Below are 13,276 nucleotides of genomic sequence, written 5' to 3' on the forward strand. Positions count from 1 at the left end.
ATTTCTATGGTAGAAACATGGCATAAAGAATTGGAAAGTTTATGTAACGAAATGGTTTCGTGGCAAATTACTTTTAAGTATTGTAAATAGTTATGTAGAGATGGAAAAGAATCTTTTCATCATGTAGAAGTGAAAAAGTAATTTACATAAATAAAAAACAACAATAGGTTATGTAACCTATTGTTGTTTTTTATTATTTTTCCAAGGGAATAGCATCAAAATATGTTCTATAGTTATTAGAGAATTCAAAGTTGTTTTTTGCATCCCAATTAATAGACCAAGACATTAGGCCGCGGAATGCAGGGTAGCCACTCTGATTTGAAAGTTTATACTTTCCTCCGAAAGGAATTCCTTTAATGATATAATCTAAAGCTTTTTTCATTTCAGTTGGAGAAATATATCCGCCACTTGGAGCGGCCGCTGGTGCTGCAGGAAGTCCAATCATGACTTGATCCGAACGAAGAGCTGGGAAAATGTTAGTTGCATTACCACCTACAGGAAAACCATGTAAGAGCATATCTGCCATAGCGACTTCGTAGTCTGCAGTGCCTTGATTGTAGTTATTACCGTCCATTCCAATCCCGCTACCAGCGTTGTAGTGTTGAACGTGAATGTATGTTAGTTTGTCTTTTACTCCGTAAATAATCGGTAAATAAGCACCCCAGATGCTTCCGTATGCGCTATAACCACCTTGAACATAAGCTGTTTCAGGAGCCATGCTTAATAGAAAATCTGGACCGTAATGATCTGAGATTGTTCGAATAGCTGAGATAAGATTTACGATTTGAGGAGTAGTTGGGTTTTTAAAATTAGTGTCATTTCCGTTTAAGTAAATACCTGATTCAAGGTCAATATCTATTCCATCAAAACCGTATTTATCGATCAGAGATTGTAGGGAATTAATAAAACGTTGCTTAGCCGCATTGTCAGGAAGTAAAACGACCCCATTTTGTCCACCTATTGAAAGAACTATTTTCTTACCTTTACTTTTTAAATAAGAAATATCTGATTTAAACTCTGCATCTGTACCATACACAGGAGAAAATTCAACAGTGGAACGATCACCACCAGTTTCACCGAAAGATACATTGATTACATCCCATTTTGGTGAAACGTCCCTTAATTTAATAATACCAGTACCGTTATCGAAGTTATGCCAGTATCCAACGAGTAATTTTGATCCTAAATTGTTTGCAGCTTGTGCTTGGAAGGGAGCTAGCGGTAGCAGTAAGAAAATTACTAAAGTACAACAAATAAATTTGAACTTGTTTAACATATCAACACTCCTATACAAAAAGTTGTCTAGATGTATAATCTTGTTTATTTCATGATATCTGAAAATTTGAACTTTTGTAAGGTGACTATAATTTTCTCAACAATTGTGTATGGAAAATTATTAAACCTAATGTAATAATTTTTGGAGGAGGTCGAATTACGATTGTTAAATTCAGAATATTTTGATATATTTTAAAGTATAGGACAAGATTTTTCGCATAATACTCTTACATAAAGTGAAACTTTAATCAGTGGGGCTTTGTTCATCCCCCGCTGATTATCAGCCCTCACCAATCGGGCTTTTACGGGCAGTAGATTCCCACCTAACTTCTTTGCTTCCGCTGAATTTTGAGGTGGGGGTCTTACTGCCCGTTAATGCGGGGGAAATTTCAAAATTAAGTTTGGAAGGGGATGTACAAGAGTTGGATAAAAATCTTAAGAAAGACCTCAAAATACGCCACATTACAATGATTTCCATTGGTGGCGTAATAGGAGCTGGTTTGTTTGTTGGAAGCGGTGCGGTTGTGCATTCAGCAGGGCCAGGTTCTATCGTTTCATATGCATTAGCAGGACTTCTAGTCATTTTCGTTATGAGAATGCTAGGGGAAATGGCAGCTATTAACCCGACAAGTGGTTCATTTGCAACATATGCAAGAGAAGCAATTGGTCCATGGGCGGGTTATACAATTGGGTGGCTATATTGGTTTTTCTGGGTAATTGTTATTGCGATAGAAGCTACAGCAGGTGCTGGTATTATTCAATATTGGATTCCAGAAATCCCGCTCTGGTTATTAAGCTTAATATTAACGATTTTATTAACATTGACGAATGTTTTTTCGGTGAAATCATTTGGAGAGTTTGAATATTGGTTTTCATTTATTAAAGTAATAAGTATCGTTTTGTTCCTTTGTCTTGGACTCGCTGTTATTTTAGGATTTGTACCAGGAACGGAAGCACCTGGCACTTCGAATTTAGTAGGGCAAGGAGGATTTATGCCAAATGGTATAAGTTCGGTGCTACTTGGAATTACCGTCGTTATATTTTCATTTATGGGATCAGAGATTGTCGCAGTAGCCGCTGGAGAGTCTGCCGAACCTGTAAAAGCAGTAAAAACAGCAACAAATAGTGTAATTTGGCGTATTCTCGTATTTTTCATTGGATCGATTGCTGTAGTTGTTACACTCCTTCCGTGGAATTCAGCGAACATACTAAAAAGCCCGTTTGTGGCGGTGCTGGAACATATAGGGATACCAGCGGCAGCACAAATTATGAACTTTATCGTTTTAACAGCTGTACTTTCTTGTTTAAATTCGGGTTTATATACGAACTCAAGAATGCTTTTTTCAATGGCAGAAAGAGGAGACGCGCCAAAGGCATTTTTGAAATTGAATAGTAGTGGTGTTCCAGTTCGGGCGGTTTTATTTGGAACTTTCTTTGCTTACATTGGAGTTGTTTTTAGTTACATATCTCCAGATAAAGTATTTTTATTTTTAGTGAATGCATCTGGCGGGATTGCGTTACTCGTTTATCTCGTTATAGCAGTTTCACATTTCAAGATACGTAAAAAAATGGGGAAAGCGGAACAACAAAATTTGAAAGTCAAAATGTGGCTTTTTCCATATGTAACATATGTTACAATTACTGCGATTATAGCAGTTTTAGTTGCCATGCTCGCAATTGAATCTTTACGTTCACAAGCGCTTTTAACAATGCTTGTTACTGTTCTTATAATAATTTCTTATTTTATTTTTAATAGAAATAAAAATAGTACATTGTTGAATCCTAAAAGCAAGAATGAGGAATCTGTTCGATTCTAATTTCTTGTTTTAGAAGAGAGTTACACCCAATCATTGCTATAAAAGAATCATATATAATCATAGAAACAAGTAATTACTATTGTCATAGTGGATATAAACTTTTTTCTTGACTTTTTATATGAAGGCGAGCAAAATGGTAAAAAAGGAAGGGGGGATGACGATGGAAGAGTACGTACTAGAGCTGTATAACTTGTTATATACGACAGAATGGCAAGATATTGTTTCATTTCTAGGAATAATGTTTTGTATGAAAATTGTAATTGTATATATGGAAGAGCAAGGTATGTTCTATTCCTTCTCATCTCCGTTCGATGTGCAGCGCGAGCCGTTGCCAAACTATGCCAAGGTAAATTACGAACAGTTTCCTTTTGTGATTTTCTTTATGATTCGATTTATAACAGCAATTGTAAAGAAAAAGGAAAGTGACGATGAAGAGTGCCATTCAACTTGTAATATAGCGACTGCTTTTTAAGCTAAATACAAGGAGGAGATTTATATGTGGTTTCGATTTCTTATGATTGGTTTCTTTTCATTAACAGCAATTTCTTTAATGGGATATCAAGTGTCTGAAATTTATCAAGCATATAGCAATACGTTTTTTAACAAAAACTAATTACATTGCTATTTAAATAATAAAGCGATAAAATCCTTCTTAAGAAGTTTTATTAAGAAGGATTTTTTTCTTTGCGCTGTCTTACTGTGTCAAACTATTGTCACATTTACACTGTGAATAATATGTTAAAATAGTGAGGTTACGTATACATATTTGAAGGAAGAGGAGTGACCATTTTGGTGGATCAATCAACTAATCAGAAAAGCTATGCTCCTATTGTGATAACGCTTTCTGTAATTGTAAATGCGATTATTTTATTTTTGTTCTTTGGACCTGTTGGCTATGAAGGAGAAGTACATTTTGATGTAACAATTTTACCAATGTTAAATGCAATTTTTAATAGCTTTACGTTCGTATTCTTATTAGCAGCTTTATACTCTATTATTAAGAAGAATGTGAAAATGCACCGTGGTTTCATCTTAGCAGCATTTACAACGACGTTGCTATTTTGTGTTTCTTATTTATCGTATCATTACTTGGCGCCAGCAACACATTTTGGTGGAGAAGGATTCATTAAATATGTGTATTTCATCATTTTAATTACACATATTATCCTGGCAGCAATTATTGTACCACTTGCATTGTTTGCACTTGTATTTGGTTTTACAAATCAATTAACACGTCATCGTAAAATTGTACGTTGGACGATGCCAATTTGGTTATATGTAAGTTTATCTGGTGTTATTGTTTACTTAATGATCTCACCTTATTATCAATAAAAAATCTCAGCCTTTAGGCTGGGATTTTTTTTGTTAGGCAAATATTTTTGTGAAATGAAAAAAATATGGTATACAAAAGTATAGTTGCTTTTCATATAGAAGGGATGGTAAAGGGATATGCAAAATTTTGTATTTCGTAATCCAACGAAACTTATTTTCGGTAAAGGTCAATTGGAACAGTTAAAAACTGAAATTCCACAGTTCGGTAAAAAAGTTCTTCTCGTATACGGGGGAGGCAGCATTAAAAGAAACGGTATTTATGATAATGTAATTTCTATTTTAAAAGATATAAATGCGGAAATATTTGAATTGACAGGTGTTGAACCGAATCCTCGTGTATCAACTGTAAAGAAAGGGATTCAAATTTGTAAAGATAATGGTGTCGAATTCATATTAGCGGTTGGCGGAGGAAGTGTAATCGACTGTACGAAAGCAATTGCTGCTGGTAGCAAATATGATGGAGATGTATGGGATATTGTAACGAAAAAAGCATTTGCTAGTGAGGCGTTACCATTTGGTACGGTACTTACGCTTGCGGCAACAGGATCTGAAATGAATGCTGGTTCTGTAATTACAAACTGGGAAACGAATGAAAAATATGGCTGGGGTAGCCCAGTTACTTTCCCGCAGTTTTCGATTTTAGATCCAGTTCATACTGCGTCTGTGCCGAGGGATCAAACAATTTACGGTATGGTAGATATTATGTCACATGTATTAGAGCAATATTTCCATCATGGAACAAATACAGAATTACAAGATCGTTATTGTGAATCTGTTTTAAAAACAGTAATTGAAACTGCTCCTAAGCTTTTAAGTGATTTAGAAAATTATGAGCATAGAGAAACCATTTTATATTGCGGTACTATGGCGTTAAACGGTATTTTAGCGATGGGAGTAAAAGGAGATTGGGCGACTCATAATATTGAACATGCAGTTTCTGCGGTTCATGATATACCACACGGGGGTGGCCTTGCGATTTTATTCCCGAACTGGATGAAGCGTGTTGTAGATGAAAATGTAAGTCGTTTTAAACAGTTCGCTATTCGCGTATTCGATGTAGAAACAGATGAAAAGACTGATCGAGAAATTGCGTTAGAAGGAATTGAGGCGTTACGTCAATTTTGGACTTCAATTGAGGCACCAGTAACGTTAGCGGATTACGGTATTGGGGAAAATGAAATTGATTTAATGGCTGATAAAGCGATGGCTTATGGTGAATTTGGTAACTTTAAAAAATTAAATAAAGACGATGTTTTAAGTATATATAAAGCTTCTTTATAAGTGAATCGAAAAAAGAAACCCATTTGATATAACAATCAAATGGGTTTCTTTTTTGTTGTTTATAACTGTTTATAACTGTTTGTGACTGTTTCTGGTTATTTGTGAATGTTTATGGTTGATTTTTGTGATCGTTTTCATTATACTGTAATCAAAGAAGAGGTGAATAAAATGTTAACTCCTAAACGTCATCAAATGATATTGCAACTTGTAAAAGAGCAGAAGGTTGTTAAATTACAGCAATTAGTGGAAAGAACAGAAAGCTCTGAATCAACAATTCGTCGTGATTTAGCGCAATTGGAAAAGCAAAGGTTATTAAAAAGAGTTCATGGTGGTGCTGCTGTTTTAACAGGAAAAGGACAAGAGCCAACGATGGTTGAAAAATCATCCAAAAACATTCAAATAAAACAACAAATTGCTAACTATGCGGCTAGCATTGTTGAACAAGGTGATTGCATTTATTTAGATGCAGGAAGTACAACATTTGAAATGATTCCATTTTTAATAAATAAAGATGTTACTGTCGTTACGAATGGACTTATGCATATTGAAGCTTTAGTTGAAAATAATATTCGTGCGTATTTACTAGGCGGAATGATGAAAAGTAGGACGAAAGCTTTAATTGGTGCTATGGCACAGGAAAGCATGCAGAAGTACCGTTTTGATAAATGTTTCTTAGGAGCGAATGGTGTGCATGAACAGCTTGGTTTTACAACTCCAGATCCAGAAGAGGCACTTTTAAAACAAATGGCATTAACATTAGCAAACGAAGGATATTTCTTAATTGATGAAAGTAAGTTTTCAGAAGTTGCGTTTGCGAAAATTGCCAATGTTGAAGAAGCAAATATTATTACAAACTATTTAGAAATTGATTTAGAAAAATATAAAAGACAAACCAATGTAATTGAGGCTGATAAACAATGATCTATACAGTTACTTTAAACCCATCTATTGATTATGTAGTACAAGTTAATTCCTTCGATTTAGGAGCAGTAAATCGAGCAGAGAAAGATATGAAATTTCCTGGAGGGAAAGGCATTAACGTTTCTCGTGTTCTTCATCGTTTAGGTGTTGAAAATGTAGCGCTTGGATTTACTGGTGGATTTACCGGTCGATTTATTAAAGATGTATTACAGGCGGAAGGTGTAACAACAAACTTCGTCCAAGTAGACGGTGATTCCCGAATTAATGTGAAAATAAAAGGGCAAGAAGAGACAGAATTAAATGGGCAAGGTCCTAATGTGACAAATGAACAATTTGAACAATTAATGAAACAAATTGAAAGTATGAGGCAGGGAGATTGTGTTGTACTAGCTGGAAGTGTACCGGCGTCTATCTCAACTACTTTTTATGAATCAATCGCAGCGCTCGGAGCTGAGAAAGGTATTCGCGTAGTAGTTGATGCAAGTGGAAGTGCGCTGCAGCATGTAATTAAAAATAAACCATTTTTACTAAAGCCTAATCATCATGAACTTGGTGAGTTATTCGGAGTAGAGATTTCAACAGTAGAAGATGTTTTACCGTTTGGAAGAAAATTAGTTGAACAAGGTGTAGAGCACGTTATCGTATCAATGGCTGGAGATGGGGCTTTATTATTTACGGCAGAAGGTATATATGAAGCAACTGTTCCAAAAGGTGTTGTAATTAATTCGGTTGGGGCCGGAGATTCTCTCGTTGCAGGATTTGTAGGTAAATATGAACAGACAAAAGATATTGAAAAGGCATTTCAATATGGCGTTGCAACAGGGAGTGCAACAGCATTTTCAGCTGATTTATGTGAAAAAGAAAAAGTAGAAGAATTATTGTCGCGAGTAATTGTAACTAAGCGATAGGGGGAAGTAACATATGAAAATTACAGAACTATTAAAAAGGGATACAGTTATTATGAACTTGACAGCTTCAAATAAAGAAGCTGTCATAGATGAATTAGTTGAGAAATTAGACGGAGCAAATCGTTTAAATAGTAAAGCTGAATTTAAAGAAGCTATTTTAAAGCGAGAGTCACAAAGTACGACTGGTATAGGGGAAGGGATTGCAATACCTCATGCGAAAACAAAAGCTGTTAAGCAACCAGCGATTTGTTTTGGTAGAAGTGTAAGCGGTATCAACTATGAATCGCTTGATGGGCAGCCTGCACATTTATTCTTTATGATTGCTGCGAGCGAAGGGGCGAATAATACTCATTTAGAAACGTTATCGCGCCTATCTACATTATTAATGGATGAAGGATTTCGTAAGCAATTGTTAGAAGCGAAGGATGAAGAGGAACTTCTTCGTTTATTTGATGAAAAAGAGAATGAAAAAGAAGAAGAAGACATTGAAGTTGCAAAACCAGAAGGAAATGAACCATACGTACTAGCAGTTACGGCTTGCCCAACTGGAATCGCTCACACCTATATGGCAGCGGATAGCTTGAAAGCAAAAGCAGCAGAGCTAGGAATAGCGATTAAAGTTGAAACGAATGGATCAACAGGTATAAAAAACGCTTTAACGAAAGAGGACATTGAACGAGCAACAGCTATTATCGTTGCCGCAGATAAACAAGTAGAAATGAACCGTTTTGCTGGGAAGCATGTTATTCAAGTGCCAGTCGCTGATGGGATTAGAAAAACGGAAACACTTCTTAATCGAGCTGTAAAACAAGACGCGCCAATCTTTAATGGAATAAAGGAAGATGGGAAGACAGAAAGTACAGAGAAAGAAAAAGGGTTAGGAATTTATAAGCACTTAATGAACGGTGTAAGTAATATGCTTCCATTCGTTGTGGGTGGAGGAATTTTAATTGCACTAGCATTTTGGATTGGTGGTATAAAAGCAGAAGGACCATTGGCTGAATTGTTAATGTCTATTGGTGGAGGCAAAACAGGTGCGTTTTTATTCCTCGTACCAATTTTAGCTGGATTTATTGCGAGTTCTATTGCTGATCGTCCAGGATTTATGCCTGGTGTTGTCGGTGGATTTTTAGCAGCACATGCGAATGCTGGATTTTTAGGGGGATTAATTGCTGGTTTCTTAGCTGGGTATGTTGTTTTAGGATTGAAAAGATTATTTTCAGGATTACCAGCACAGTTAGAAGGAATTAAACCTGTATTGTTATATCCGGTCTTTGGATTGTTGATTACAGGAGTTGTTATGCAAAAAGTAGTAATTCCGCCTGTAGTAGCATTGAATGAAATGTTAACAGGATGGTTAAATGGTTTGAACGGTACAAATGCTATATTACTAGGTCTTATATTAGGTGGTATGATGGCAATTGATATGGGTGGTCCAATTAATAAAGCTGCATTTACATTTGGTATTGCTGCAATAGAAGCGCAGAACTTTGGCGTACACTCTGCTGTTATGGCCGGTGGTATGGTACCACCATTAGCGATTGCATTCGCAACTACTTTCTTTAAATCAAAATTTACTGAAGCAGAGCGTAAATCTGGTTTAACAAATTATATTATGGGAGCATCGTTTATTACAGAAGGTGCGATTCCATTTGCAGCTGCAGATCCGATTCGAGTAATAGTAAGTTGTGTTGTTGGTTCAAGTATTGCGGGTGCATTATCTATGTTATTCCAAATTACATTACCAGCACCGCATGGTGGATTGTTTGTTATCGCATTAGTAAATAAACCGGTGCTATATATTTTCTCGATATTCATAGGGACAGTTATTTCAGCTCTTATGATGGGGATTTGGAAAAAGAAAGTTAAATAACACATGAAAAAGGAGTAGCTTTTATTAGCTGCTCTTTTTTATTACAAAAAAGGAGTTAATAATTGGAGAATGATGCATTTTGGTAAAAGATGTAATGAAATATGGTTTTTTTGTAACAAAAAAGTAATACTGTAATTTTTTTTGGAAAAAAATTCTGGGCTAGTATGTGGAAAATATATGAAAACTATTGGGGATTCTATTAGAAATGGAATTCATTAATATGGAAATTTATGTTACAACTCATTAATCGTGTATTACGAATGGTTTGTAATTGTGTGATTTCTAAAAATCCTAAAAATCTGTTGCTATAATGAAAATACGAAAACAAAGCAAATGGAGGCTATTCATGAAAAAATTATTAGGTATAGCAACGGCGGCAGTTTTTGGTCTTGGGATTTTTGCAGGTTCTGCGAAAGCAGAAACGATTGTAACAACAGACGTATTAAATGTTAGAGAAAACCCAACTGTAGAGTCAAAGCTTGTAGGTAAAATGTTAAGTGGAAATAAATTAGATGTTATAAATACAGAAAACGGATGGGCAAAAATTAAATTAAATGGTAAAGAAGCGTTTGTAAGTGCTGAATTTACAAAAAGTACATATTATGTAACGCCGGGCGTGTTAAATGTTCGTGCTGGAGCGAATACTGACTCTGAAATTCTTGGTAAACTGAATAAAGATGATGTAATTGAAACGACAAATCAAGTTCAAAATGAATGGTTACAATTTGACTATAATGGAAAAACGGGATATGTTCACATGCCATTTTTAACAGGGACGGCACCTGTAATTGAAAAGAAAGAAGTTGTAACGCAAGAAGAGGCGCCAGTAAGAGTAAATACGCCAGTTAAAAATAATAAAGTAGTTAAGAGCAAAGAGTCTGTTAAAAATGTAGAATCAAGTAAACCTGTAGCAAAACAGCAGTCAACTACGAAACAAGTTACGAAATCTACTGAAACAAGTGCACCTGCTGGTGGACGTGAAATAACAGTAGAAGCGACAGCGTATACAGCGCATCCAAGTGAGAATGGTACGTATGGTGGTCGTGTATTAACTGCAATGGGGCATGATTTAACAGCAAATCCGAATATGAAAGTAATTGCTGTTGATCCTAAAGTAATTCCGCTTGGATCAAAAGTATGGGTAGAAGGATATGGAGAAGCGATTGCTGGAGATACTGGCGGTGCGATTAAAGGGAATCGTATTGATGTATTAGTCGGTTCAGATGGTAGTGCCGATAGCTGGGGGCGCAAATCTGTAAAAGTAAAAGTTATAGAGTAGTGTATATGTATTAATATAAAAGGCGGTTGCTTGAACGTGTGTAAGCAACCGCCTTTTATGGATCATTGAAAAGGATAAATAGTTTTACCTGTAATAATTTTATATGCACTGCAAAATTGATTTTGTATATACTCTGTATTTTTATTTTCTGGATGTAATGTTGTTTCTTGGAGAGTAGAATGAAAAGAACGTAGCAAACAATTTAAGGCGAAATATAATTCTTCTTGTGAACAATTTTGTTCTTTTGTAGCAGTAGCTAAAATAAGATCTTTTGTTAAAGATGAAAAATTGATGGTGGATTGTTTCATAGTCAACTCATCCTCTCGAAGGTATTTTTAATCATGTATATGCGGAATTGGACAAACTATGTTCTTTTTTATTTATAATTTCATGTACCGAAATGAAAGAACTTGCAATCATGCCGTTAAAATTGGTAAGATTGGATATAATCAATAGATGGAGTACATTACATAAAGAGAGTTGAATGATATGGGAGAAGTGCAACGTGAAAAAGTTGCTGTCATCATTGGACCAACTGCTGTTGGAAAGACGAAGTTAAGTATTGATCTTGCCAAAGCGTTGAATGGTGAAATTATAAGTGGAGATTCCATGCAGATTTATCGTACGATGGATATTGGAACTGCAAAGGTGACAAAAGAAGAGATGGATGGAATTCCGCATTATATGGTCGATATAAAAAATCCGGAAGACTCATTTTCTGTTGCCGAATTTCAAGAACGTGTTCGTAAGCATATTCGAGAGATTACAGAGCGTGGTAAATTGCCAATTATCGTTGGTGGAACTGGTCTGTATATACAATCTGTTTTATTCGATTATCAGTTTACGGATGATGCTGGCGATACTATATACCGAGAACAAATGGAAAAGTTAGCATTAGAACGTGGTGTGGAATATGTACATAAGAAATTACAAGAAGTAGACCCAGAAAGTGCTGAGCGTATTCATGCAAATAATGTACGTCGTGTCATTAGAGCGTTAGAAATTTTCCACACGACGGGTGAAAAAATGAGTGATCAACTTGAAAAACAAGAAAACGAGTTATTATACGATGTTTCCTTGATTGGCTTGACAATGGATCGAGAAATGCTATACGATCGCATTAACTTACGAGTTGATATAATGATGGACCAAGGGTTATTAGAAGAAGTAGAAGGATTGTATAATAGAGGGATACGAGATTGTCAATCTATTCAAGCGATTGGGTATAAAGAGATATATGATTATTTTGAGGATCGTGTCTCTTTAGAAGAAGCGGTATCACAATTAAAGACGAATTCACGTCGTTATGCAAAGCGTCAATTAACGTGGTTCCGTAATAAGATGGATGTCACGTGGTTTGATGTTACAGGCGGTGAAAAAACGTCAGAAATTTTACGATACATAGAAGGAAAGTTACAACTAAAGTCGAATAATAGTAAGTAGAGAAAAAGAGGAGGATTCGACATGAAGCAATCAATCAATATTCAAGATCAGTTTTTAAATCAACTCCGTAAAGAAAATACGTTTGTTACGCTGTACTTATTAAATGGTTTCCAGCTTCGTGGATTAATTAAAGGATTTGATAATTTTACAGTCCTACTGGAAACAGAAGGTAAGCAACAGCTTATTTATAAACATGCAATTTCTACATTTGTACCACAAAAAAATGTTTCAATTGAATTAGAGTAGTAATGAATTATTGTACATAACAAAAAAAGAGCGAATTTCTCGCTCTTTTTTTATTTGCCATAAACGATACATAGTGAAATTTAAGCGATTCTAAATACAGTAAGGCGAATGTTAGTGTTTCCTGTTTCAGGAATTGTAATTTCGCTAAGGGTAGGTTTGACGGAAATGTTTGCGCCGGCAGCTAATGTTTCGATCGTAGTGAATGAAAGTGAGTCGCCTATTAGATTTGAAGAGAAGTTGTCAGTTGCGACTGCTCCATTTATTGAAATTCCTACTCCAAGTGGGGCGCATCCTGGTGCAGTTGTAGAGATGGATACGCTAATGACATAAATACCAGCGTTGATAACAGTAACTGTATCTGTACCATTGAAGATAATGTTGTTTACGTTGATTGCAGTATTAAAAATGAAGTTGTTAAATTGGAGTACTGTTTGTTGAATGTTGTTTGTAACAACAATTGTTGCTACAGGGAAGCTAGGTCCAGTAGGCCCGGTTGGTCCAGTAGGTCCACCAGAAGGTCCAGTAGGTCCAGTAGCTCCTATACCAGTGGCGCCAGTAGCACCTGTTGGTCCTTGAACGCCTTGAGGTCCAGTAGCGCCCGTGTTACCTTGAACGCCTTGAGGTCCAGTAGCACCCGTGTTACCTTGAACGCCTTGAGGTCCAGTAGCACCCGTGTTACCTTGGGCCCCTTGAGGTCCAGTAGCGCCAGTGTTACCTCTGTCTCTTTGACAGCACTGCGAGCCCGAGAGACAAAGGAGACGGTGGGGTGCGGGCGGCGGCGTGGCACAAGGGGCACCAGTAGCGCCAGTGTTACCTTGAACACCTTGAGGACCAGTGGCACCAGTAGCACCAGTAGCACCTGTATTACCTGTCTCTTATACACATCTGACGCTGCCGACGA

12 protein-coding genes and 1 pseudogene are annotated in these 13,276 nt (G+C 36.2%); 11 read left to right on the plus strand and 2 right to left on the minus strand.

From position 1 onward, the window contains the following. Window positions 1-61 precede the first annotated feature (61 nt). Window positions 62-141: pseudogene (locus JDS99_RS32745) on the plus strand (N-acyl-L-amino acid amidohydrolase); the annotation flags it as partial. A gap of 52 nt (window positions 142-193) precedes the next feature. Here the strand turns inward: JDS99_RS32745 and JDS99_RS06965 are convergent. Then, a complete protein-coding gene (locus JDS99_RS06965; RefSeq protein WP_088064244.1) occupies window positions 194-1,276 on the minus strand; it encodes a chitinase in 1,083 nt (360 codons plus the stop codon). A 421-nt stretch (window positions 1,277-1,697) separates the two neighbouring features. Between JDS99_RS06965 and gabP the strand changes: the two genes are divergently transcribed. The 8 genes from gabP (at window position 1,698) to entD (ending at window position 10,686) form a co-directional block, all read left to right on the plus strand. Next, window positions 1,698-3,092: a GABA permease gene (gene gabP, locus JDS99_RS06970; RefSeq protein WP_000360103.1), complete on the plus strand. Its 1,395-nt coding sequence runs from the start codon at window positions 1,698-1,700 to the stop codon at window positions 3,090-3,092. Between the two features lie 133 nt (window positions 3,093-3,225). After that, window positions 3,226-3,564, plus strand: a complete 339-nt coding sequence (locus JDS99_RS06975) for a hypothetical protein (protein ID WP_113732328.1) — start codon at window positions 3,226-3,228, stop codon at window positions 3,562-3,564. Window positions 3,565-3,881: 317 nt separating this feature from the next. Continuing rightward, window positions 3,882-4,424 (plus strand): DUF420 domain-containing protein, encoded by a 543-nt coding sequence (locus tag JDS99_RS06980; protein ID WP_000228316.1) that lies wholly within the window; start codon window positions 3,882-3,884, stop codon window positions 4,422-4,424. Window positions 4,425-4,541: 117 nt separating this feature from the next. Beyond that, window positions 4,542-5,705, plus strand: a complete 1,164-nt coding sequence (locus JDS99_RS06985; protein WP_046956536.1) for an iron-containing alcohol dehydrogenase — start codon at window positions 4,542-4,544, stop codon at window positions 5,703-5,705. 168 nt (window positions 5,706-5,873) lie between these two features. Further along, a complete protein-coding gene (locus JDS99_RS06990) occupies window positions 5,874-6,626 on the plus strand; it encodes a DeoR/GlpR family DNA-binding transcription regulator (protein ID WP_345943220.1) in 753 nt (250 codons plus the stop codon). After that, entirely contained in the window at window positions 6,623-7,534 is a 912-nt protein-coding gene (gene pfkB, locus JDS99_RS06995) for a 1-phosphofructokinase (protein WP_199694807.1), read from the plus strand. The genes JDS99_RS06990 and pfkB overlap by 4 nt, the downstream gene beginning before the upstream one ends. A gap of 13 nt (window positions 7,535-7,547) precedes the next feature. Then, the gene (locus tag JDS99_RS07000; RefSeq protein WP_087984988.1) at window positions 7,548-9,407 is read left to right on the plus strand and encodes a PTS fructose transporter subunit IIABC; all 1,860 of its coding nucleotides are present in this window, start codon (window positions 7,548-7,550) and stop codon (window positions 9,405-9,407) included. 346 nt (window positions 9,408-9,753) lie between these two features. Continuing rightward, entirely contained in the window at window positions 9,754-10,686 is a 933-nt protein-coding gene (entD, locus tag JDS99_RS07005) for a cell wall-binding protein EntD (RefSeq protein WP_088064240.1), read from the plus strand. A gap of 62 nt (window positions 10,687-10,748) precedes the next feature. On the opposite strand, the gene JDS99_RS07010 is transcribed toward entD, so the two are convergent. Then, on the minus strand, window positions 10,749-10,994 hold the full coding sequence (locus tag JDS99_RS07010; protein ID WP_000814419.1) for a hypothetical protein: 246 nt from the start codon (window positions 10,992-10,994) through the stop codon (window positions 10,749-10,751). A 181-nt stretch (window positions 10,995-11,175) separates the two neighbouring features. On the opposite strand from JDS99_RS07010, the gene miaA reads away from it, so the two are divergent. Both miaA and hfq read left to right on the plus strand, forming a co-directional pair. Next, the gene (miaA, locus tag JDS99_RS07015; RefSeq protein ID WP_088064239.1) at window positions 11,176-12,129 is read left to right on the plus strand and encodes a tRNA (adenosine(37)-N6)-dimethylallyltransferase MiaA; all 954 of its coding nucleotides are present in this window, start codon (window positions 11,176-11,178) and stop codon (window positions 12,127-12,129) included. Between the two features lie 21 nt (window positions 12,130-12,150). Beyond that, complete coding sequence (gene hfq / locus JDS99_RS07020; protein WP_000813896.1) at window positions 12,151-12,375, plus strand: RNA chaperone Hfq; 225 nt, start codon at window positions 12,151-12,153, stop codon at window positions 12,373-12,375. Window positions 12,376-13,276 lie beyond the last annotated feature (901 nt).

Source organism: Bacillus cereus group sp. N6 (assembly GCF_016483705.1).
Taxonomy (GTDB): domain Bacteria; phylum Bacillota; class Bacilli; order Bacillales; family Bacillaceae_G; genus Bacillus_A; species Bacillus_A wiedmannii.